The 21,967-nt window shown below is 62.1% G+C and carries 19 protein-coding genes and 2 pseudogenes; 20 read left to right on the top strand and 1 reads right to left on the bottom strand.

Annotated features, from left to right (window positions below; translation table 11 throughout):
- Nucleotides 1-667: 667 nt before the first annotated feature.
- The 4 genes and pseudogenes from L810_RS06065 to L810_RS06080 form a co-directional block, all read left to right on the top strand.
- Nucleotides 668-3,664 (top strand): Tn3 family transposase, encoded by a 2,997-nt coding sequence (locus L810_RS06065; RefSeq protein ID WP_011875589.1) that lies wholly within the window; start codon nt 668-670, stop codon nt 3,662-3,664.
- Nucleotides 3,661-4,026: a Tn3 family transposase post-transcriptional regulator TnpC gene (tnpC, locus tag L810_RS06070; RefSeq protein WP_009693043.1), complete on the top strand. Its 366-nt coding sequence runs from the start codon at nt 3,661-3,663 to the stop codon at nt 4,024-4,026. Before L810_RS06065 ends, tnpC begins: the two co-directional genes overlap by 4 nt.
- Before the next feature lie 358 nt (nt 4,027-4,384).
- On the top strand, nt 4,385-4,753 hold the full coding sequence (locus L810_RS06075; protein ID WP_011875590.1) for a hypothetical protein: 369 nt from the start codon (nt 4,385-4,387) through the stop codon (nt 4,751-4,753).
- A 91-nt stretch (nt 4,754-4,844) separates the two neighbouring features.
- Nucleotides 4,845-5,669: pseudogene (locus tag L810_RS06080) on the top strand (TolC family protein); the annotation flags it as partial.
- Nucleotides 5,670-5,765: 96 nt separating this feature from the next.
- On the opposite strand, the gene L810_RS48350 reads toward L810_RS06080, so the two are convergent.
- Nucleotides 5,766-5,903, bottom strand: coding sequence for a hypothetical protein (locus L810_RS48350; RefSeq protein WP_006400880.1), 138 nt, complete (start codon nt 5,901-5,903; stop codon nt 5,766-5,768).
- Between the two features lie 48 nt (nt 5,904-5,951).
- Between L810_RS48350 and istA the strand changes: the two genes are divergently transcribed.
- The 16 genes and pseudogenes from istA to L810_RS06150 all read left to right on the top strand — a co-directional run bounded on the left by istA (nt 5,952) and on the right by L810_RS06150 (nt 21,951).
- Nucleotides 5,952-7,502, top strand: coding sequence for an IS21-like element ISBmu3 family transposase (istA, locus tag L810_RS06085; RefSeq protein ID WP_012213865.1), 1,551 nt, complete (start codon nt 5,952-5,954; stop codon nt 7,500-7,502).
- A 15-nt stretch (nt 7,503-7,517) separates the two neighbouring features.
- The gene (gene istB, locus L810_RS06090; protein ID WP_009687279.1) at nt 7,518-8,267 is read left to right on the top strand and encodes an IS21-like element ISBmu3 family helper ATPase IstB; all 750 of its coding nucleotides are present in this window, start codon (nt 7,518-7,520) and stop codon (nt 8,265-8,267) included.
- A gap of 100 nt (nt 8,268-8,367) precedes the next feature.
- A pseudogene (locus tag L810_RS06095) lies at nt 8,368-8,841 on the top strand (TolC family protein); the annotation flags it as partial.
- Nucleotides 8,842-8,852: 11 nt separating this feature from the next.
- On the top strand, nt 8,853-10,382 hold the full coding sequence (locus tag L810_RS06100; RefSeq protein WP_011875592.1) for an efflux RND transporter periplasmic adaptor subunit: 1,530 nt from the start codon (nt 8,853-8,855) through the stop codon (nt 10,380-10,382).
- The gene (locus L810_RS06105) at nt 10,379-13,585 is read left to right on the top strand and encodes an efflux RND transporter permease subunit (protein ID WP_021157489.1); all 3,207 of its coding nucleotides are present in this window, start codon (nt 10,379-10,381) and stop codon (nt 13,583-13,585) included. The genes L810_RS06100 and L810_RS06105 overlap by 4 nt, the downstream gene beginning before the upstream one ends.
- Nucleotides 13,582-13,932, top strand: a complete 351-nt coding sequence (locus tag L810_RS06110) for a copper-binding protein (RefSeq protein ID WP_011875594.1) — start codon at nt 13,582-13,584, stop codon at nt 13,930-13,932. Before L810_RS06105 ends, L810_RS06110 begins: the two co-directional genes overlap by 4 nt.
- Nucleotides 13,933-14,005: 73 nt before the next feature.
- Nucleotides 14,006-15,877 carry a protein-disulfide reductase DsbD gene (gene dsbD / locus L810_RS06115; protein ID WP_042973489.1) on the top strand — a complete coding sequence of 624 codons (1,872 nt, stop codon included), beginning with the start codon at nt 14,006-14,008 and terminating at the stop codon, nt 15,875-15,877.
- A 51-nt stretch (nt 15,878-15,928) separates the two neighbouring features.
- Nucleotides 15,929-16,291, top strand: a complete 363-nt coding sequence (locus tag L810_RS44715) for a hypothetical protein (protein WP_011875596.1) — start codon at nt 15,929-15,931, stop codon at nt 16,289-16,291.
- A 125-nt stretch (nt 16,292-16,416) separates the two neighbouring features.
- Nucleotides 16,417-16,704 (top strand): hypothetical protein, encoded by a 288-nt coding sequence (locus L810_RS06120; RefSeq protein ID WP_021157491.1) that lies wholly within the window; start codon nt 16,417-16,419, stop codon nt 16,702-16,704.
- 53 nt (nt 16,705-16,757) lie between these two features.
- Nucleotides 16,758-16,985, top strand: coding sequence for a DUF2933 domain-containing protein (locus L810_RS44720; RefSeq protein WP_043292957.1), 228 nt, complete (start codon nt 16,758-16,760; stop codon nt 16,983-16,985).
- Between the two features lie 82 nt (nt 16,986-17,067).
- Nucleotides 17,068-17,229, top strand: coding sequence for a hypothetical protein (locus L810_RS46905; protein WP_009687857.1), 162 nt, complete (start codon nt 17,068-17,070; stop codon nt 17,227-17,229).
- Nucleotides 17,230-17,251: 22 nt separating this feature from the next.
- Nucleotides 17,252-17,809: a PCYCGC motif-containing (lipo)protein gene (locus tag L810_RS06125; RefSeq protein WP_042973472.1), complete on the top strand. Its 558-nt coding sequence runs from the start codon at nt 17,252-17,254 to the stop codon at nt 17,807-17,809.
- A 33-nt stretch (nt 17,810-17,842) separates the two neighbouring features.
- Complete coding sequence (locus L810_RS06130; RefSeq protein WP_009687817.1) at nt 17,843-18,160, top strand: P-II family nitrogen regulator; 318 nt, start codon at nt 17,843-17,845, stop codon at nt 18,158-18,160.
- Between the two features lie 437 nt (nt 18,161-18,597).
- Nucleotides 18,598-18,993, top strand: a complete 396-nt coding sequence (gene cueR / locus L810_RS06135) for a Cu(I)-responsive transcriptional regulator (protein ID WP_009687816.1) — start codon at nt 18,598-18,600, stop codon at nt 18,991-18,993.
- A 67-nt stretch (nt 18,994-19,060) separates the two neighbouring features.
- Nucleotides 19,061-19,258: a heavy-metal-associated domain-containing protein gene (locus tag L810_RS06140; RefSeq protein WP_009687815.1), complete on the top strand. Its 198-nt coding sequence runs from the start codon at nt 19,061-19,063 to the stop codon at nt 19,256-19,258.
- Nucleotides 19,259-19,656: 398 nt separating this feature from the next.
- Entirely contained in the window at nt 19,657-21,951 is a 2,295-nt protein-coding gene (locus L810_RS06150) for a heavy metal translocating P-type ATPase (protein WP_089454681.1), read from the top strand.
- Nucleotides 21,952-21,967 lie beyond the last annotated feature (16 nt).

Genomic DNA, 21,967 nt, shown 5'->3' on the forward strand with positions numbered 1-21,967 from the left:
GTCGGTCGCCGGGCTATGGTCGGCGAAAGGATCAGCCAAGACAAGAAGCAATCAGGAAGTCGTTGAATTGATTGAAAATTATTTCGGGGGCAGACCGCAAGCCATTGTCGGATCTAGATCGAGCAACACCGGTAAAACGCAACGAAATCAAGAGGAGGCCATGTCCCAGTGCCCCACCCGCAGGGGGCATTCGGCAAGCACACCGCCGAGCTCACGATACACGCGATCGATCTCCGTCCACAAATGGTCCGCACCGCCCGAACGAAGCGTCAATCCAGGCCGTGGCAGTCGCTTGTGTTCCCTGACATCGTGTCCGGTGATGCGAAGCAGCTGGGCAAGAGCATTCTCACGAGCACCCATATCGGTCGCTTCCTCGAAATTAAATTGAAAGTGCCCGATTTCCCAGTATCCGGCGCATCGCATTGGACCGGCGTCCTTTCGGCTGCGAGAGCTTTTCCGCAGCGTCGGCCCGGGCCTTATACAGGTCTCGCTGCTTGCTGAGATCCTGACGTAGCGCATCAACTGGGGGCATGGACAAGGTAAGCGCGAATTCCTATCATAAGCCTTGTAGTTATGAACTCCGCCTTGCTTATTACTATTTTGCGCAGTAACGCCAGATTTTTATTGCGCTAATCTAAGCGGCCCTCTGCGATCCGGACGATCCGCAATGGCTACCCTCGAACGTACCGCGTACCCGCGCTTTCCCGAGGTTCTGGCACCCCGGGAACTGCAAGCCTGTTACACCCCACTGCCCGACGAGCTCGAATGGGCGCGCCGCTCAACACGCGGTGAGCGACCTCGACTGGGCCTGCTGGTGCTGCTGAAGGTCTTTCAGCAACTGCACTATTTCCCGCCGGCCGACACCATTCCGGCCGCCGTTGTCGAGCATATTCGGGCAGCCGCGGATATCGGCGACTCCGTACAGTTCGGCTACGACACAGAGACCTCCCCAACGCTGTTCCGGCATTACGCGGCGGTTCGCACCTACCTGGACGTGAAGCCGTATTACGGCACCGACGCCAACGCGATCGCGACACGGGCGGCGCACACGGCGTCGCTGACGATGGACCAACCGGTCGACATCATCAACGCGACGATCGACGAACTCATCGCGCGCGATATCGAACTGCCGGCGTTCTCGACGCTCGATCGGCTGACCGAACAGATTCACGCGCGGGCGCAGTCCCGGCTCTTCAAGCGCGTCACGCGACGCCTGACCGATGAGCAGAAACTCGCGCTCGACCGGTTGCTCGCGCGTGATCTGTCAAGCCGGCAGACTGCCTACAACCGGATCAAGCGTCACGCGAAACGCCCATCGCGCCAGCATCTGGACCTGCTGATTGAGCAGGTCTCCTGGCTCGACGAGCTCGGCGATTTCTCACTGGCCGTCGCCGGGATTCCAGCCTCAAAGTTGCGCTCGCTCGCCAATCAGGCGATGGCGCTCGACGCGTCGGCGCTCAGGAACGACACTTCGCCCGAGAAGCGCTACACGCTGATCGTCGCGCTGCTCAACCGTATGCGCGTGCGCGCCCGCGACGATCTCGCCGACATGTTCGTCCGGCGCATGGGCGCGATCCACAAGCGCGCGAGCGACGAACTGGACGCCATTCAGCGAAAACAGCGTGATCAGGTCGAGGATCTCGTCGGCTTGCTGGACGGTGTGGTCGACATTCTCGCCGATGAATCCGACGAGACGGCCATCGCCCGAGCGGTCAGGAAGCTGCTTGCGCCGAAAGGCGATCTCGAGCCGTTGCGCGAGAGTTGTGCGGCGATCCGCGCGTTCAGCGGCCGCAACTATCTGCCGCTGCTCTGGAAGCACTTCAAGGCCCACCGTTCGGTCATGATGCGTGTCGCCCGTACGCTCGAATGGGATTCGACCAGCCCGGTCCGCACGCTGCTCGATGCGCTCGACGTCGTGCTGGAAAACGAGTCGCGGCATCGCGAGTGGATCGATGCTGATGTTGACCTGGGCTTTGCGGCGCCACGGTGGCGCAAGCTCGCACGTCGCACCCACGGCGACGGATTGCCGACCAATCGACGGTATCTCGAACTCTGCGTGTTCTCGTACATGGCCGAAGAGCTACGGGTCGGCGATCTGTGCGTGTCCGGCTCCGACGCCTACGCCGACTATCGCGATCACCTCCTGCCATGGCGGCAATGCGAGCAGCAGTTGCCAGACTATTGCGACAAGCTCGGCATGCCCACGACCAGCAGTGACTTCGTGTGCCACCTGCGTCAATGGCTGACCGACGCTTCCCACAAGCTCGACGACGAATTGCCGCGCAAGCGCGAGCACGTCGTGATCGATCGTCACGGCGAACCTATCCTGCGCAAAACCGTCGCGAAAGAGATCCCGGCGAGCGCGATCGCATTGCAGGAGCGGCTGAACGCCCGCCTGCCGACGCGAAACATGCTGGACATCCTCGCGAACATCGAACACTGGACGCATTTCACGCGGCACTTCGGGCCGCTGTCCGGGAGCGATCCCCAGATTCGCAAGGCGGCCGAGCGCTACCTGCTCACGATTTTCGCGATGGGCTGCAATCTCGGCCCGACCCAGGCGGCCCGCCATCTCGACTCGGATGTCACCGCGCACATGCTGTCGTTCGTCAACCGTCGGCACGTGAGCCTGGACAAGCTCGAGACTGCACAGCGCGAGCTGATCGAACTGTACCTGCGGCTGGACCTGCCAAAACACTGGGGCGATGGCAAGACGGTGGCGGCCGACGGCACGCAGTACGACTTCTACGACAACAACCTGCTGGCCGGCTATCACTTCCGCTACCGAAAAATGGGCGCGGTCGCGTACCGGCACGTTGCCGACAACTATATCGCGGTGTTCCAGCACTTCATTCCGCCGGGCGTCTGGGAGGCGATCTATGTGATCGAGGGCCTGCTGAAAGCGGGCCTGTCGATCAAGGCCGATACGGTCCATGCCGACACGCAGGGGCAGTCGGCCGCCGTTTTTGCGTTCACGTACCTGCTCGGCATCAACCTGATGCCGCGGATTCGCAACTGGAAGGATCTCGTCCTGTACCGCCCAGACAGCAAGGCCAAATACAAGCACGTCGACAAGCTGTTCAAGGCGACCATCGACTGGGTGCTGATCGAGCAGCACTGGCAGGAGCTGATGCAGGTCGCGCTGTCGATTCAGGCAGGCACGATCTCGTCGCCGCTGCTGCTGCGCCGGCTCGGCTCCGAAAGCCGCAAGAACCGGCTGTACCTGGCCGCGCGCGAGCTCGGCAACGTTGTTCGCACGGTGTTTCTGCTCGAGTGGATCGGCAGCCTCGAATTGCGGCAGGAGGTCACCGCGAACACGAACAAGATCGAGTCTTACAACGGCTTCTCCAAATGGCTGTCGTTCGGCGGTGACGTGATCGCCGAGAACGAGCCGGAGGAACAGCAGAAACGGCTACGCTACAATGACCTGGTCGCATCGGCCGTGATCTTGCAGAACACGGTGGACATGATGCAGGCGCTGCGCGAGATGGCGGCTAACAGCGAGAAAGTGCGCGCCGAAGACATCGAGTTTCTGAGCCCGTACCCGACCCACAACATCCGCCGCTTCGGCCACTATAAACTGCACCTGGACCGTCGGCCGGAAGCCTGGATCAAGGATCCGCTGTTCGGCCATGCTGCCCGTACCTATGCACCCCGACCATGACTGCACGCCCGGCCATCACGACGACCTATTTCGGCGATATCGACACCGCCGCGCTCGAGCGGCTCGAATCGAGCTACGATACCACCCGCCTGCTGGCCGCCGTCGATATTGTCGATCGCATACGCATCCAGCTTCATGATCCCGAGGGGCTACGCGACGATCTGCTTGAGATCCACAGCATGGCGCACTCAGTATTGAATGGCGCACCGTCGGTTCCGTCGCGCCGCGAAGGTACCTTGCCCGAGCAGGTGCTGGGCGCGCTTGATCTGATTGACGAATTTGTGATGGAACTCACGCGGGTGAGGACGATGCTCGAACCGCTCGAAGCGCTGCACCCGGACGACGGGTTTGGCGAGGGTTGAAGGCGCCCGCCCACCGATCGAGACAGTATGTGGTGGCCCGATCATTGTCAGTCATAGTTGACACGGTCGAAAAGTGTCAGCCATAGTTGACACATGATCGAACTCATCAAGACCGCCGTATTCGAACGCTGGTTGACCGACCTTCGCGACATTCGAGTGCGAGCACGCATCGAAGCCCGCATCCGCCGACTGAGTTGCATAATGAAATCAGCTACTTCCTGATTGGTCTCCTCCGCACCCCGCAGTCGCCATTGGCGTTCGCATTGCAAGCTGCCCGTCTGGTTCAGATCGTGGTCCGACAAAAAGTAGTGCAATTATCCACCGCGATCGCGCCAGGCTGCAGGCTATAATTTCCGCCATGAAACTGCTCCGGACCGTCATCCTGTTGCTGCTCTGCGCGGTGCTGCCCATCAGTGGGCTGGCAGCCAGTGGCTTGACCGGTGAATGTCCGATGCAGCAAACCATGTCCATGGATGCGGACGCCAGCGTATCCGCTGACATGCCGGGCTGCGATTCGATGAAGCCCGCATCCGTCGACAAGGCCAAGGTCAAGGGCATGTTTTGCAAAGTAACCGCCCAATGCCAGTTCGGCAGCCTCTATCACCCGGCCGCCAGGGCTGAAATCGGCCGCCCGGCTGCGGTCGGCACGCCTGTCATCTTCCATTACACCCAGTCTCTTCCGGTCCGTGACCCGAACGGGTTATGGCGACCGCCGCGTCTCGTCTAATCCCTCGCTGACAGGTTCACCGCAGTTGCGGTGAGGTTCGTCGTATGCCGGACGCGGAATCCCTATGGGATTTCGCCTTTGGGGTTAGAACATGCCATTCATTTTCGGCACGCCGCTGCGCCGGCGTGTACCTTGGCGCGTGCACACGCTTTTTGCCGCGCTTCTCGTCGCGGGCGTCGTTCACGCCCAGCAGGCGCCTTTCACGCTGGACGCCGCGCTACAGTCGGCGACCGATCGCTCTGCATCGATGCAGGCCGCGCAGTCGTCCGTCCGCGCCAGCTCCGAGGCGGCCGTCAAGGCCGGACAACTGCCGGACCCGATGCTCAAGGCCGGCATCGATAACCTGCCGGTCAACGGTCCGCAACGCTTCACCATCGGCCAGGACTTCATGACGATGCGCCGCATCGGCATCGAACAGGAGTGGGTATCTGGCGAGAAGCGGCAGCTGCGTTCCGCGTTGGCCGATGAGGTGGTCGGGCGCGAGCGCGCCGACTATCTGGTGCAACTCGCCAACGTTCGCCAGCAAACTTCCACAGCCTGGCTGAACGCCGTGTATGCGAAACAGGCGCTGGCGCTGCAGCAGGCGCTCCGCGACCACATGCACCACGAGCTGGAGGCGACGAAGGCGTCGTATCGCGGCGCCAAGGCAAGCACCGCCGACGTGGTACAGGCGCAGGTGATGCTCGCGCAGACTCAGGACCAGGTGCTCAAGGCGCAACAGACTTATCAGACCGCGCTTATTGGGTTGTCACGCTGGACGGCCGTTCCCGTCTCCGATGTGACCGGTGAACCGCCGGCGCCCGAGTCGTTCGTGTCGTCGCTCCCACCTGACGAACTGCGTCTGTCGCAGCCGACGCTCGTCGCCGCCGCGGATGACATCGCGGTCGCTGATGCCGATACGGCAGTCGCCGACAGTGCGTATTTCGGCGAGCGTGATCAGCGATTTCGGTTGAACGTGATCAGTGGTTCCGATTGATGGTGATCGGTCGTTTCGGTCGAAGGTGATCACTTATCACCGGTTTCCGAAACGAGCGATCATCTTGCCGAAGCGGGTGATCACGTTCCCGGAATGAGTGATCAGCGAACCGAAACAGCTGATCACGCGACCGAAACGGGATAGCCGTTCCGGCTCGGCGGTGGTGTTGCGCATGTGATCAACGACGGGCGTTAGCCTTGATCCTTTTTAGGGGACAGGTTGATGCCGGCACATCGGATGAGCATGCGCAAACTGAAGGAAGTACTGCGGCTGAAGTGGGCGTGCGGCCTGTCGCACCGCCAGATCAGCCGCGCGATCGGCATCAGCGTCGGCGCCATCTCGGCATACGCCGCCCGCGCGAGCGCGGCGGGCCTCGACTGGGCTACCGTCGAACCGCTCGCCGACGACGAGCTCGAGATCAGGTTGGACCTGCCGGAGGAAACCGCGGTCCCGACCCGCCGGGTCGAACCGGATTACGCGGCGATGCACCGCGACCTGCGCCGCAAGGGCGTGACGCTGCAACTGCTCTGGGAGGAGTACGTCGAGGCTCACCCAGGCCAACGCACCTATCGCTATACGCAGTTCTGCCAGCGGTACAAGGACTGGGCTGCGGCGCTGAAGCGCTCGATGCGCCAGCAACACCGCGCCGGCGAGAAGCTGTTCGCCGACTTCGCCGGGCAAACTGTGCCGATCCTCGGTCGCGACGGCGGCATCGCGTTCAAGGCTCACGTGTTCGTGGCCGTCCTCGGCGCCTCGAACTACACCTATGCATGTGCGACGCGTTCGGAGGCCATGCCCGACTGGATCGGCAGCCTGATCGACGCGTTGGAATTCTACGGCGGTGTCCCCGAGCTGCTGGTGCCCGACAACCCCAAGGCATTGATCGCCAAGGCGGACCGGTACGAACCGGTGCTGGGCAACACCACGCAGGACTTCGTGAACCACTACGCGACCGCCATGTTGCCGGCGCGGCCGCGCAAGCCGCAGGACAAGGCGAAGGTCGAGGTCGGCGTGCAGATCGTCGAGCGCTGGATCCTCGCACGGCTGCGCAACCACCGCTTCTACAGCCTGGCCGAGCTGAACAAGGCGATCGGCAAGCTGATCACCGACCTGAACCGGCGTCCGTTCAAGAAGCTCGACGGCAACCGCCGCGAATGGTTCGAGCGGCTAGACCGCCCGGCGCTGCGCCCGTTGCCGACACGCCGATACGAGATCGCGACCTTCGTGAAGTGCCGCGTCAACATCGACTACCACGTCGAAGTCGATCACCACTATTACAGCGTCCCGCACAGCCTCGTGCGCCAGGAAGTCTATGCCCGCGTGACGCGCCACGGCGTCGAGATCTTGCACCGCGGCAAGCGCGTTGCCGCCCACGCCCGCAGCCGACTCCGGAACAAGCATACGACGTTGCCTGAGCATATGCCGGCGGCGCACCGCGCCCACATGGAATGGACGCCAGGCCGGTTGTTGAACTGGGGCGCCTCGGTCGGTCCCGGTGCCGAGGCGATCGTCAAACATCTGTTGACCAACCGGCCCCATCCCGAGATGGGGTACCGTGCCTGTCTCGGACTGCTGTCGCTCTCGCGCAAGTACGGCAAGGAACGGCTGGAAGCCGCCTGCCAGCGGGCGCTCGTGATCGGCTCACCGACCCGCCGCTCCGTGCTGTCGATCCTCGAATCCGGCCTGGACCGACAGCCGATGCTCCCGATTCCGCCCGCCGAATGGCATTCGCCCGATCACGAGAACGTGCGCGGGCCCGAGTATTACCACTGACCCAAGGAGGTCGCAATGTTGATGCAGCAAACCTTAACCCAGCTCAAGTCCCTGAAGCTCGACGGCATGGCCCGCGCGTTCGAGGAACAAACGGCGTTGACCGCCAGCACCAGCCTGTCGTTCGAAGAGCGCTTCGGCATGGTCGTCGAGCGCGAGCTCGCCTGGCGCGATACCCGGCGGCTCGAACGGCTGCTGAAGTCTGCGAAACTCAAGAATCCCCAGGCCTGCATTGAGGACATCGAATACCGGCAGAGCCGCGGCATCGACAAGAGCGTCGTCGCCGCACTTGCCGGTTGCGACTGGATCCGTAACGCGCAGAACCTCATCCTGACGGGGCCGACCGGCGCAGGCAAGACGTGGATTGCGTGCGCGTTCGGTCAGCAGGCCTGCCGACAAGGCTTCTCCGTGATGTACGTCCGCGTTGCCCGGCTGTTCGAGGAATTGAAGATCGCTCACGGCGACGGCAGCTTCACGCGGCGGCTCGCGCAGCTCGCCAAGATGGACGTCCTGCTGCTCGACGACTGGGGGCTGCAGGATCTCGATCAGGGTGCCCGAAACGATCTGCTCGAAGTGCTCGACGATCGCGTTGGCACGCGCTCCACGATCATTACCAGCCAACTGCCATTGGAACACTGGCACGCTTGGCTTCAGGACCCGACGCTCGCCGACGCGATCCTCGACCGGCTCGTCCATCAGGCCCACAAGCTGCCGTTGAAGGGCGAGTCGATGCGAAAGACCAACGCCAAGCAGTCCTCCGCATCCTGATCGTGATCACCTTCGCTATAATCCATTGACCGCGCAACACCACCTTCCAAACTGATCACGTTCGCCGAAACGCCTGATCACCATCACCGAAATCCGCACCGACAGCGAGCGCAGCCCGAACTGGACATGGGAGGTCGCGTACCAGCAACGCGGCGGTGCGTACTCGAATATGGTGTCCGTCGGCGTCACCATTCCATTGCCGTTGAACCGGAAAAACAACCAGGACCGCGACGTCGCCGAGAAAGCCGAACTCGCCACGAAGGCGCGGCTGATGTACGAAGACGCGCTGCGACAGGTGCAAGCCGACATCCGCGCACAATCCGCGACCCTGGCGAGCGGGCGCGAGCGCATCGCCAATCTGAGCCAGTCGTTGCTGCCCGCCGCGGACCAGCGCGTGCAACTCGCGAATGCTGCCTATCGCGCTGGTAGCGGCTCGCTCGCGGACACGTTCGCTGCCCGCCGTGCCCAACTGGAAGCGCAGTTGCAGGTGCTCGACCTCAAACGAGAGGTGTCGCAGACCTGGGCGCAGCTCGAATATCAAGTCGTGCCACCGACGATGGCCGCCGCGCAATGACGGAGAACAGCATGAACAGGAAACCTTTGGCACGCGCGGTGTTGACGGTATTTGCCGGCGCGGCGCTGCTCGGCGCGGGCTATTTCGCGGGAACGCGTCACGCGGCGACCGGCACCGCAGTTGCCTCGACTGGCGCCGCCTCGCCGGGCGGCAAGATCGACCCGAAGACCGGGCGGAAGGTGCTGTACTGGCACGACCCGATGGTGCCGAACCAGCATTTCGACAAGCCGGGTAAATCGCCATTCATGGACATGCAACTTGAGCCTGTCTACGCGGATGAAGGCGAGAGCTCTTCAGGCATCAAGATCGACCCGGGGCTTGAGCAGAATCTTGGCATTCGCTATGCGACCGTGCGTCGGCAGGAAACGACCGGCGGATTCGATGCCATCGGCACGACGCAGTTCGATGAATCGCACTCGGATGTCGTGCAGTCGCGCGTCACCGGCTACATCGACCGGCTCTATGCGAACGCGCCGATGCAACGCATCGCAAAAGGCGCACCAGTCGCATCGCTGTTCGTCCCGGAATGGCTCGCGCCGCAGGAGGAATATCTCGCACTCAAGCGCGGCGGCATGGACGCCACTTTGCTCGAAGCGTCGCGAGCGCGGATGCGCGCCTTGTCGATTCCTGATGGAATCATCGCGAGCCTTGACCGAACCGGCAAGGCCCAGACGCACGTCTTGCTGACGTCGCCCGAGTCCGGTGTCGTCAGCGAACTGAACGTCCGCGACGGCGCGATGGTCGCGCCCGGCCAGACACTCGCGAAGATTGCCGGCCTGTCGAAGCTGTGGCTCATCGTCGAGATTCCCGAGGCGCTCGCGCTGGGCGTACAACCCGGTATGACCGTCGATGCGACGTTCGCAGGCGACCCGACACAACACTTCAACGGTCGCATCCGCGAAATCCTGCCGGGCATCAGCACCACCAGCCGCACGCTCCAGGCGCGTCTGGAAATCGACAACGCCGGATTCAAGCTGACGCCGGGCATGCTGATGCGCGTGCGCGTTGCCGGCCAGAAGGCTGTCTCGCGACTGCTGGTGCCCTCCGAAGCCGTGATCACAACGGGCAAGCGCTCGGTCGTCATCGTAAAGAACGGCGACGGGCGCCTTCAGCCGGCGACGGTTACCGTGGGCAATGACATTGGCAACGAAACCGAGGTGCTGAGCGGCCTGAACGACGGCGACACCGTTGTCGCGTCCGGCCAGTTCCTGATCGATTCCGAAGCGAGCCTGAAGTCCGTTCTGCCGAGGCTGGAGGGCAGCACGGGGGCAAGCGCAAGCGCACCGGCGTCCGCACCCGCCGTCGCAGCACAAACGTACGAGACCACCGGCAAGGTCGAAAAAGTGACCGCTGCGGACATCACGTTCTCCCATCAACCCGTGCCGGCGCTCGGCTGGGGCGCGATGACGATGGCGTTCAACAAGCCCGCTCCCGATGCCTTCCCCGACGTCAAGGCCGGACAGACGGTGCACTTCGTCTTCAAGCAGTCGGATGAGGGCTACCAGTTGACGAAGGTCGAACCGGTCGGAGGCGTGCAATGATTGCCCGGCTCATCCGATGGTCCATCCACAACCGTTTCCTGGTGCTGCTCGCGACTGTACTCATGACCGGTTGGGGCCTCTACTCGGTCGCCGAGACGCCGCTCGACGCACTGCCCGACCTGTCCGATACACAGGTCATCATCAAGGCATCGTATCCGGGCAAGGCGCCGCAGGTTATCGAGGACCAGGTCACCTACCCGCTCACGACGACGCTGCTCGGCGTGCCGGGCGCAAAGACCATTCGCGCGTACTCGTCGTTCGGCGATGCGTTTGTCTACGTGCTGTTCGACGACAAGACCGACCAGTACTGGGCACGTTCGCGCGTGCTCGAATACCTGAATCAGGTGCAAAGCCGCCTGCCGCAGGGCGCGACCGTCTCGCTCGGGCCGGACGCGACCGGCGTGGGATGGGTGTACGAGTACGCGCTGGTCGACAAGACCGGACAGCACGACCTCGGACAGCTGCGCGCGCTGAACGACTGGTTCCTGAAGTTCGAGCTGAAAGCAGTGCCGGACGTCTCCGAGGTCGCCAGCATCGGCGGCATGGTGCGCCAGTACCAGGTCGTGCTCGACCCGGACAAGCTGCGCGCTTACGGCATCACGCAAGCCGCGGTGACCGATGCGCTCGGCAAGGCAAACCAGGCATCCGGCGGCTCGGTCGTCGAGCTGGCCGAATCGGAGTACATGGTGCGCTCGTCGGGCTATCTGCGCTCGCTCGACGACTTCCGGAATGTCGTATTGCGCACCAACGACGCGGGCACGCCGGTGCTGCTGGGCGACGTCGCACGCATCCAGATCGGCCCCGAGATGCGTCGCGGCATCGCGGAGCTGAACGGTCAGGGCGAAGTCGCCGGCGGCGTCATCGTGATGCGCTCGGGAAAAAATGCGCTGAAGACCATTGACGCGGTGAAGGCGAAGCTCGCCGACCTGAAGCGCTCGCTGCCACCCGGCGTCGAAGTCGTCACGACTTACGACCGCTCGCAACTCATCGAACGCGCGGTGGACAACCTGAAGGACAAGCTCATCGAGGAGTTCATCATCGTTGGGCTCGTCTGTGCGGTGTTCCTGTTTCACCTGCGCAGCGCGTTCGTCGCCATTCTGTCGTTGCCGCTCGGCGTGCTGGCCGCGTTCATCGTGATGCGGTATCAGGGCGTCAACGCGAACCTGATGTCGCTCGGTGGTATCGCGATCGCGATCGGCGCGATGATCGATGCGGCCATCGTGATGATCGAGAACGCGCACAAGCACCTGGAAGCGTTCGAGCATGCGTTCCCCGAGACACGGATGACCGCCGCGCAGCGCTGGGAACTCATCGCAGCTTCGGCAACTGAGGTCGGGCCGGCATTGTTCTTCTCGCTTCTCATCATCACGCTGTCGTTCATTCCGGTGTTCTCGCTGGAAGGCCAGGAGGGCAAGCTGTTCTCTCCGCTGGCGTTCACGAAGACCTACACGATCGCGGCGGCAGCAGGTTTGTCGGTCACGCTCGTGCCTGTCCTGATGGGTTACCTGATCCGCGGCCGTATTCCGCATGAGAACGCGAATCCCATCAATCGCGTGCTGATCTGGCTGTATCGTCCATTGCTTGAGGCGACGCTGCGCTGGCCGTGGGCGGCGATTGGTCTCGCAGTTGTCGCGCTGGTGCTGACGATTCTGCCGATTTCGCGTCTTGGCGGCGAATTCATGCCGCCGCTCGACGAGGGCGATTTGCTGTATATGCCGACCGCTCTTCCGGGCATTTCCGCCGAGAAAGCGAGCGAGCTGCTGCAGCAAACCGACCGGCTCATCAAGACCGTGCCCGAGGTCGCGACAGTGTTCGGCAAGTCGGGCCGGGCGGATACGGCCACAGACCCGGCACCGCTCGAGATGTTCGAGACCACCATCCAGTTCAAGCCGCGCAGCCAGTGGCGGCCGGGCATGACGCCGGAAAAGCTGGTCGATGAGCTGGACCGGACGGTCAAGGTGCCCGGTCTTTCGAACGTATGGGTGCCGCCGATCCGCAATCGCCTCGACATGTTGTCGACCGGCATCAAGACGCCGGTGGGCGTCAAGATTTCCGGGCCGGACCTGACGCAGATCGACCGTATCGCGACGCAGGTTGAAACGGCCGTCAAAGGTGTCCCTGGTGTGACGTCCGCACTCGCGGAACGGCTCAACGGCGGGCGCTATATCGACGTGGACATCGACCGGCTCGCCGCAGCACGCTACGGACTGTCGGTGGCCGATATCCAGTCGGTCGTGTCGTCGGCGGTGGGCGGTGAGAACGTTGGCGAGGTGATTGCCGGCCGCGAGCGCTTCCCCATCAATATCCGCTACCCGCGCGAATTCCGCGATTCGCTTGAGAAGCTGCGGCAACTGCCAATCGTCACGGATCGCGGCGCGCAAATCCAGCTCGGCGACGTCGCCCACATCACGATCGCCGACGGCCCGCCGATGATTCGCAGCGAGAATGCTCGGCTCTCCGGGTACGTCTACGTCGATATCCGCAACACGGATCTCCAATCCGCCGTGAAGGCAATGCAGCAGGTCGTGGCTCGGCAGGTCCAGTTGCCACCCGGCTACTCGATTGCGTGGTCGGGCCAGTTCGAGTACCTGGAGCGCGCGGCGGCCAGGCTCCGGACCGTCATTCCGGTGACGCTGGTTGTCATCTTCGTGCTGTTGTTCCTGACCTTCAACTCCGCCGCCGATGCGCTGCTGCTGATGTCGACCGTGCCGTTCGCGCTGGTCGGCGGCTTCTGGCTCATCTGGATACTCGGCCACGCGGTGTCGGTCGCGACATCGGTCGGATTCATCGCGCTTGCGGGCGTCGCTGCCGAGTTTGGGGTGGTCATGCTGCTGTACCTGAAAGGTGCGCTCAATCGCCGGCTGGAAGATGGCGAGCTGCTCACCGAGGCGTTGCTGTTCGACGCGATTCGCGAAGGCGCCGTGCTGCGCGTACGGCCGAAGGCAATGACGGTGGCCGTCGTGCTCGCCGGCCTCATTCCGATCATGGTCGGGCACGGTGCAGGGTCGGAGGTCATGCAGCGTATCGCCGCGCCGATGGTCGGCGGCATGGTGACCGCGCCACTTCTGTCGATGTTCGTGATTCCCGCAGCGTGGTTCCTGTTGCAGCGTCGTCGCGCACGACAGGCCAGCGCTGTCCATTTTCCCCACACAAACCCTTCCGGCACGAACGTGCCAGTCAACCAAACTGGAGAGATCCAATGAAGAAACTGTTTGTTATGTCCGCTGCCCTTGCAGCCACTTTCGCCACGCCCGCATTTGCCGGCAACGACATGGCCGGCATGGATATGTCGACCAGGGCTTCCGCGATGAAAGTGTCGTCGAACAATGCGCTCACCGACGCAGAGGTCAAGAAAGTCGACGTGGCGACAGGCATGGTCACGCTGAAGCACGGCGCGCTGGAAAACGTCGGCATGCCGCCGATGACGATGGCGTTCAAGGCGAAGGATGCCGCGATGGTCAAGCAGATCAAGGAAGGCGACAAGGTCAAGGTGCGCGTCGAAGAAGTCAACGGCACCCTGACCATCGTAAAACTCGAAAAGCGCTTGTGACGAAGCGTTGATGGCTGGCACGCAGGCTTCTGTCCGCGCGCCGGCAGCCAGGAGTTCGGGCGAGGAGACCACCATGCGAACGACATCATCCAACGCGTATCAGTCTGACTACCAAACAGCGGACATATTGAGTCGCATACTTCGCTTCGCCCTTGTCCTGTTGCTCGGACCCGCATCCTTTTCGGCTTACGCAGTCAACGAATCCGAACTGCTTGCGCCTGAGCAGGCATTTCCGTTGACCGTCAGCCTCGCGAGCCCGATGGAGGTCGTGCTCGACTTCAAGACGAAGCCCGGGTATTACCTGTATCGCGACCGAATCAGCTTTGCGGTTGACGGCACACTGGTAAAACCGGATTCGATGCCGCCCTCCGAGTCGAAGAACGACCCGACGTTCGGCGTGGTCCAGGTCTATCACCAGCCCGTCCGGATTCGTCTTCCGTTGTCCGCTGCGATCACGTCGAGCGCCATGCTGACAGTTACATCGCAAGGATGTGCCGACGTGGGGGTCTGCTATCCGCCGCAGACGCGCCGCTTTCGGATCGCTGCGGACGGTGCTGTGACGCTCGCAGCGCTCGTTGGGAGTGCGAATGCAGCGGACTTCCCTGTCGTCGAGAAAAGCCGGCAGTCCGCCGTACCGGGTCTACCGCTGCGTCCTGCCAATGGGATCGGCATCGCCGAATTGCTAGGCTTTCTGGTGGCTGGTCTGCTGATGGCGGGCACCGTGTGCATGTATCCGCTCATCCCTATCGTCACGGCGGTCATTAACGGTACCCGTGAGCGGTTGCCGGTATGGCGCGGGGTTTCGCTGTCGTTCGCCTATGTACAAGGACTGGCGATGACATACGCGGCGGCTGGAACCATTGCGGCAGTCGTTGGCATTCCACTTGTGGCGGTGACGCAGAAACCCTGGTTACTGGCCACGTTCGGCGCGCTCATGCTCATCCTCGCGCTCGGTATGTTCGGCGTGTTCAGGTTGCAACTGCCGACGGGCTGGCAGACGCGGTTTGCGGGATGGAGCAGACGCTTGCCCGGAGGCCGTGTTGGGCCGGTGTTCGTGATGGGCATGTTGTCCGCGCTGATTGTCGGGCCGTGTTCCACACCGGCACTGGCAGGCGCACTGGTCTACATCGCCAACAGTCATGACATCGCAGGCGGTACGCTGGCGCTGTATTTGATGGGTATCGGGATCGGCATTCCGCTGCTGCTTGTCGGCACGTTCGGAACGCGCCTGCTACCCAAGTCGGGACACTGGATGGTCGCGGTCCAGAACACACTCGGTGTCATGCTGCTGGCCGCAGCGCTGTGGTTCGTCTATTCACTGCTGCCTGTCTGGCTGCTGATGTCACTGGTCGCATTGCTGCTGACTGCTTGCGGAATGATGCTACGTGCGATCGACCCTTTACCGGCCGGCGCGACGGGGATTGCCCGAGTCGGCAAAGCGCTCGGTGTGTTGCTGCTGGTCGCAGGTATCGCCGAGTTTGTTGGCGTCGCATCGGGCAATTTCGACATGCTGATGCCACTGGGCGGTTTGACGCGGATGTCGGCGTCAGCGGGAGGTGGCGCAAGTTCGGCAGCGCGATTCGACACGATCACCTCGAACGCCAAGCTGGACGAGGCGCTCAAGCTCGCACGAGGAACACCTGTCATGGTGGACTTCTACGCGGACTGGTGCATCACCTGCAAGGAACTCGAGCGCTTCACGTTCACTGATGCACGTGTGATGGACGAGTTTACGCACTGGAAGTTGCTACGCATCGACGTGACGAAAAATACCGAGGCCGACACGGCGATGCTGCGGCGGTTCGGTCTGTTTGGCCCTCCGGCCCTGATTTTCTTCGACAAAACTGGTCGGGAGCAGCCTGATGCGCAACTGGTCGGATTTATTGGGGCGGACGCATTCCTGGCCCATCTGAAACGCTTGCAGTCGAGTGATGTGGCGCAATAACGCAGCTGTCGGCGGCCGCAGCAGGACTCATCGGCGCCTATACTGAAAATCATGAATCTCTGGGTCAAACTCGTCGCCTGCTTCCTGATCGCGTGGTTGCCGATGCTCGGTTACCCCGCCCAGGCCGCGTTATGTCCAGAAATGTCGTCGATGCCTGCCGTACAGCATCCCATGAAGGCAGCAGGCGCTATCGAAGCGACAGGATGCACATCCGGCACGATGCACGTCGGTACCAGCGCTCATCCATCTGCTTGCCACGCGGGCATGGGAAGCTCCGTGTGCGGGATGCCGGCCATACCGATGTCGCATACCGTCGGCATTGCCCCATCGACACCTGATTATCGGGCCATCACCCGGATCCTTTCCGAGCAGTTCATTCCTGAGCTGCCAGCACCGCCCCCGCGTTCGTTGTAACTCTCCTCCGTCGGCGCTTGCCCAGCGGTTCCGTACCGCGGCTCGAGTTCGCTCGCGGCCCGCGTGACCATCCGCGAAGCGTCACATGCTCGATTCGATTCTACGAACGAAAGATGGAGATACACATGAACGCAAGACATGCACGATTGGCTGTTGTTTCCACGCTATTGCTCGCTGCGAGCGCAGTGGGCCTCGCTGCCACTGGCTCTTCTTCCAGTCCGGCGATGCAGGACCGTGAGCACGGTCACGGCGCGATGATGATGGGCGGAATGATGGGCGGCTGCCCGATGATGGGTGGAAGCGCCGGTCTGGACCCGAAGACCGCGATGCGAATGCACGCCGAGATGATGCGGGCCATGAGCGACATCATGATGAAGTATTCCGACCAGGCGGTTACGCCACCGTCGAAGTGACCGCAAGCCCGACCACGTTACTCACATTGGATACAGCCTGACAAGGACTTCACATGAAATGCAACTGGAAAACCATGGCGGCCGTTGCGCTCGCACTGGTCGCCGTCATCGCCCTCGGTTACTGGGCATTTCCTCCTCTCAGAGGCACGCTTGCAACGCTCGCTGTTATCGCCAGTGTATTCATCTGCCCGCTATCGATGATGTTCATGATGCGTGGCGTGCGTTCTCACACTGGCGGTCCCGCCACGCGCGCTCGGGTAACGGACGAAGCCAAACACTGAGTCCGTCGATTTCTGCGGGAACTTCGGACCGGTGCGGTGGGAGCGCCCATCGTTCTGGTCCGGTTCGCTTCACGGAGAGCATATGTTCAACGGGAAACTAATCGTCAATTTTATCATCGGCTTGCTCGCGGTCATCGGCCTGTTAGCGGTGCTGGGTACAGGTGCGATGTGGGCAATGCACACCGGAATGATGCACGGGATGCTGTCTTGTGGAGGCACCATGTATCAGCATCCGGGATTCTGACCGGGAATCTGGGAGATTGAAAGTGAAACGACACATACGACCTCAGGCCGGCAGCATCGTCAGCAAGCACTCTAGCCTTGGCAGCAAGTCGGGGTGGCATCTGCTGTCTCTGCTGGCCCTGATTATTGCGATGCCGACGGCGTTGGTGTGGGGGCCGTCATTTGTCCATTGGGTTGCCGGCCCCACGGGAGTTGCCATCGAGTCAACAAATGCGATCCAACAGATACCCGGCTGGCGAGTTGGCATGCTGCGACCAGACGGGTTGCGCATCGTTCCATCAGGAGTATTCGACGCCTCGCACGTACTGAATCCGGCGCAATTCTCGGACAACGCCGTGCGGCACGCGTACTGGGTAGCGACCAGGATTCCCGCGACGCTCAACAAGCTCTACTGCTGGTGTGGATGCGAGAACCGTGGCGAGCACCGTTCGAATCTTCAATGCTTCGAGGACCGGATGGCTGTGTCGTGTCCGGTTTGCCAGGGGACCGCTGAAATCGCCTACCGGATGACGCAATCGGGTATCCAGGACGCAGCGAAGATTCAGGCGGCCGTCGATGCGAAGTGGGCGTCCAAGGGATAGGAGTGATGACTCATATTAGAAACGGAGGATGCGATGGAACTGAAATGCGTGATCGCGATACTGCGCCCCAATGTACTCAAGATGCTCGAGCGGCAGTTGGGCGCGCTACACATCCACGGCATGACGGTGACCCATGCAAGGGGATTCGGTGCACATCCCAATCTCTTTGCCAACGACTGGACGACTGAGCACATCAAGATCGAAATCTTCACAGTCGCCGAGAACGTCGACGCGCTGATCGAGGAAATCATGACGGTCGCCAACGAGGAATCTAGTGGTGATGGCGTCGTTGCCGTCGTACCGGTAGAACGCTTTCTGCGAGTGCGGGCGGCGACTGAAGGCGCCCGCTGAGCAAACGTCCTGGTCCTACGTTACTGGCTCTGCATTTTGAGAGACGCAGCGCCCGCAAGTTGTAGTTGCGGACGCAAGCCTGCGCTCGTTCAGCTTCCGATTCTAGGTGCGCTTAATTTCGCTTACGAACGAAGATCGATGCCGCTATAGTTCATTTCAGCCTCCTCAAGGGTCCTGTTGACCGTCGCAGTTCAACTAGTAGACCCTAGCCGCCGCCTCCTTCGGGCGGCCAGGAGGCCTCTCAATGATTATCAATCTCAGACGACAGCGCCCGGCCCGTTTGACGATGGCCCACAGGATCAGCCGTTCGGCCTCTTTCCGTGCCGCACCACGAATCGAACGATTACCCCTTGAATCGAAACCACTTGACCTTCCCAACGTGGGAAGGTCAAGAATAGTCAGTGCGGTTCGAATGGCCGTTTCGAGAGGGGAAAACGATGAATATCGGCGAGGTTGCGAAGTCGTCGGGCATGTCGACCAAGATGATTCGTCACTATGAGGAAACAGGCCTGATTCGGGCTGCCACCCGGACAGGGGCGAACTATCGTGTGTACACGCCCAGGGATGTCCAGGTGCTGCGCTTCGTCCGGCAGGCCCGACATCTTGGTTTTTCCACGAAGCAGATTGCGGTGCTGCTGGCCCTTTGGGAAGACCGCAGCCGGTCCAGCGGCGAGGTCAAACGGCTCGCGAATGAGCATATTGCCAACCTGAATCTACGCATTCAGGAACTGGTGGAAATGCGGGATACGCTCCGGCATCTGGCAGCCCACTGCAAAGGGGACTCACGCCCTGACTGTCCGATTCTGGAGAAACTGGCTGGCGCGGCGCATTGACGCCCCCTTGACCTGCCCCGCAGCGAAAGGTTGTAACTGAAATGATTCAACGGAACGGAGTTGGAAAATGGAACTGACCATCAAGGATATGACCTGCGGGCACTGCGCGGGCGTCGTAACGAAAGCGGTCAAGGAAGTCGATACGGCGGCACACGTGACCGTCGACCTGGAAACCAGGATCGTGCGCATCGAGTCGTCACGCGAGGCGGGTGAATTTCTTTCGGCGATACAGGAGGCCGGATATAGTCCCGCCGCGCTCGCATGAGCTTACACATCTGAAGGTCAGGCCACGAAGCCTTCGACTATCCCGTTTCTCGGGACCAGCCTGGCTCAGGGGCGGATAATCACACCGGCGGCCGCGCGTTCCCCTGCACTCGTGGAACGAGCAAGCTGGCCGGTCGGCGTCCCCGCAACAGACCATAGCGGCCAGCGTTACCAATGGACGGCACGACAGGCGACGCAATTTGTGCACAGTGTGAAAGACAACGCGGAGCACGGAAAATGAGCGGACAGCGTAACGACGGCGAAACTTCTCCCGAACACCTGAACGCGAGCCACGGCGCGGGCGGCCACCAAGACCATGCTGCGCACGCCGCGCAAGGTCAGGCCAGCGGGGATGCCGATGGCAATCACGCGGCGCACCACGGACATGGCCACGGTGAAATGTCCGAAGGTCCCGACGGCGCGCTCAGGGACCCGGTGTGCGGCATGTCTGTCACGGCGGATTCGCCATTTCGCAGCGAGCACGATGGACATCCGTATTTCTTCTGCAGTGCGTCATGTCAGAAGAAGTTTCGGGCGGACCCGTTGCGATATGTCAAACCGTCGACCAGCACGTCGGTTGAGGCTGCGCCGGAGGGCTCGATATACACCTGCCCGATGCATCCGGAAATTCGCCAGGACCATCCTGGCAACTGCCCGAAGTGCGGTATGGCCCTTGAGCCCTTGTTGCCCAGTCTCGAGGACGAAGAGAATCCCGAGCTGACGGATTTTCGACGCAGGTTCTGGTGGACGCTGCCGCTGACGGCCGTGGTGTTCGTCCTGGCCATGTTCGGCCACCGGCTGGGCTGGATGGAAGCGTCCACACAGAGCTGGGTCGAACTGGCTCTCTCGACTCCGGTCGTCGTGTGGGCGGGCTTGCCGTTCTTCGAACGTTGCACCCGCTCGTTCATCAATCGCAGCCCGAACATGTGGACGCTCATCGGACTTGGTACGGGGACGGCCTATGTCTATAGCGTCATCGCGACAGTCGTTCCAGGAGTCTTCCCGGAGGCATTTGCCGCACATGGTCGTGTGAGCGTGTATTTTGAGGCCGCGGCCGTCATTATTTCGTTGACGCTCGTCGGGCAACTGCTCGAACTGAAGGCTCGGTCGCAGACGTCCGCTGCCATCAAGGCACTGCTGGGACTGGCGCCGAAGACCGCGCGGCGTATCAACGCCGACGGCACAGAAGAGGACGTTCCACTGGCTCACGTCCATGTCGGCGACCTCCTTCGCGTAAGACCAGGCGAGAAGGTTCCGGTCGACGGCGTTGTGACGGAGGGTTCCAGCGCGCTCGATGAGTCCATGATTACGGGCGAACCTATTCCCGTCAGCAAGCGGGTGGGTGACCACGTCATCGGCGCGACCATGAATACCTCCGGAAGCCTCATCATCAAATCGGAGAAGGTCGGCTCCCAGACCATGCTGGCACAAATCGTCCAGATGGTCGCGCAGGCGCAGCGTTCCAGGGCACCCATGCAGCGCATGGCTGACAAGGTCGCGGGAGTTTTCGTCGTCGCGGTGGTCGGCGTCGCCATCCTGACGTTCGTCGCCTGGGGCTTTTTCGGACCCGAGCCCAGTTGGGTCTACGGGCTTATCAATGCCGTGGCGGTGCTCATCATCGCCTGTCCCTGTGCGCTTGGGCTGGCGACTCCCATGTCCATCATGGTCGCGAGTGGCAAAGGCGCGTCGAACGGTGTGCTTTTTCGGGATGCGGCTGCGATTGAGAACTTCCGGAAGGTCAACACGCTGATCGTCGACAAGACAGGCACCTTGACCGAAGGTCGCCCTGCCTTCGAACGCGCAATCGGCGTGAATGGATATGCGGAAGAGGATGTTCTCCGGCTCGCGGCCAGTCTTGACCAGGGTAGCGAACACCCGCTCGCTGCGACCATCGTGGATGCGGCCCGTGAACGGCGGCTCGCGTTCGAGAAGGTGGAGCACTTCGAGTCGAGCACCGGGATTGGCGTGCGAGGACTGGTCGGCAGCCGCAATCTCGCGCTGGGCAACACCACCCTCATGCAGGCCGACGGCATCGACGTTGGGACGCTCACGGAAAATTCGGACACGCTGCGTGCGCAGGGCGCCAGCGTCATGTATCTGGCGGTTGATGGAATGCTGGCCGGCCTGCTCGCGGTTTCGGACCCGGTGAAGGCAACGACACCCGAGGCACTGGCCCGGCTCAAGGAAGACGGTATCCGCGTGGTGATGGCGACGGGCGACGGTGTCGTGACCGCCAGGGCTGTCGCGACGAAGCTCGGCATCGGTGAATTCCATGGCGAGGTCAAACCAGCCGACAAGCTGGCGCTGGTGACGAAATTCCAGCAGGAAGGCAAGGTTGTAGCCATGGCCGGTGACGGTATCAACGATGCGCCCGCGCTTGCCAAGGCGGACGTGGGCGTCGCGATGGGCACCGGCACCGATGTAGCGATGAGCAGCGCACAGGTGACCCTCGTCAAAGGAGACCTGCGCGGCATCGCGCGAGCCCGGGAGTTGTCCGAGGCGACAATCGGGAACATGAAGCAGAACCTCGGCTTCGCGTTTGTGTACAACGCCCTGGGTGTGCCTCTGGCGGCAGGGGTACTGTATCCGTTCACCGGATTATTGCTGTCCCCGATGATCGCCGCACTGGCCATGAGCCTGAGTTCGGCATCGGTTATCACCAACGCGCTACGGTTGCGGAACGTGAAAATCTGACTTTTCGCAGAAGAAA

It is taken from the genome of Burkholderia sp. AU4i, from assembly GCF_000466765.1.
GTDB lineage: Bacteria > Pseudomonadota > Gammaproteobacteria > Burkholderiales > Burkholderiaceae > Burkholderia > Burkholderia cepacia.

Coding starts and splice junctions, on each gene's coding strand:
- L810_RS46905 (WP_009687857.1), top strand. CDS start 17,068: ATGTTCAACGGGAAACTAATCGTCAATTTTATCATCGGCTTGCTCGCG.
- L810_RS06105 (WP_021157489.1), top strand. CDS start 10,379: ATGATTGCCCGGCTCATCCGATGGTCCATCCACAACCGTTTCCTGGTG.
- L810_RS06110 (WP_011875594.1), top strand. CDS start 13,582: ATGAAGAAACTGTTTGTTATGTCCGCTGCCCTTGCAGCCACTTTCGCC.
- L810_RS06150 (WP_089454681.1), top strand. CDS start 19,657: ATGTCCGAAGGTCCCGACGGCGCGCTCAGGGACCCGGTGTGCGGCATG.
- L810_RS44720 (WP_043292957.1), top strand. CDS start 16,758: ATGAAATGCAACTGGAAAACCATGGCGGCCGTTGCGCTCGCACTGGTC.
- L810_RS44715 (WP_011875596.1), top strand. CDS start 15,929: ATGAATCTCTGGGTCAAACTCGTCGCCTGCTTCCTGATCGCGTGGTTG.
- L810_RS06065 (WP_011875589.1), top strand. CDS start 668: ATGGCTACCCTCGAACGTACCGCGTACCCGCGCTTTCCCGAGGTTCTG.
- L810_RS06130 (WP_009687817.1), top strand. CDS start 17,843: ATGGAACTGAAATGCGTGATCGCGATACTGCGCCCCAATGTACTCAAG.
- L810_RS06120 (WP_021157491.1), top strand. CDS start 16,417: ATGAACGCAAGACATGCACGATTGGCTGTTGTTTCCACGCTATTGCTC.
- L810_RS48350 (WP_006400880.1), bottom strand. CDS start 5,903: ATGCGCAACACCACCGCCGAGCCGGAACGGCTATCCCGTTTCGGTCGC.
- L810_RS06075 (WP_011875590.1), top strand. CDS start 4,385: ATGAAACTGCTCCGGACCGTCATCCTGTTGCTGCTCTGCGCGGTGCTG.
- cueR (WP_009687816.1), top strand. CDS start 18,598: ATGAATATCGGCGAGGTTGCGAAGTCGTCGGGCATGTCGACCAAGATG.
- istA (WP_012213865.1), top strand. CDS start 5,952: ATGCCGGCACATCGGATGAGCATGCGCAAACTGAAGGAAGTACTGCGG.
- dsbD (WP_042973489.1), top strand. CDS start 14,006: ATGCGAACGACATCATCCAACGCGTATCAGTCTGACTACCAAACAGCG.
- tnpC (WP_009693043.1), top strand. CDS start 3,661: ATGACTGCACGCCCGGCCATCACGACGACCTATTTCGGCGATATCGAC.
- L810_RS06140 (WP_009687815.1), top strand. CDS start 19,061: ATGGAACTGACCATCAAGGATATGACCTGCGGGCACTGCGCGGGCGTC.
- L810_RS06100 (WP_011875592.1), top strand. CDS start 8,853: ATGAACAGGAAACCTTTGGCACGCGCGGTGTTGACGGTATTTGCCGGC.
- istB (WP_009687279.1), top strand. CDS start 7,518: ATGTTGATGCAGCAAACCTTAACCCAGCTCAAGTCCCTGAAGCTCGAC.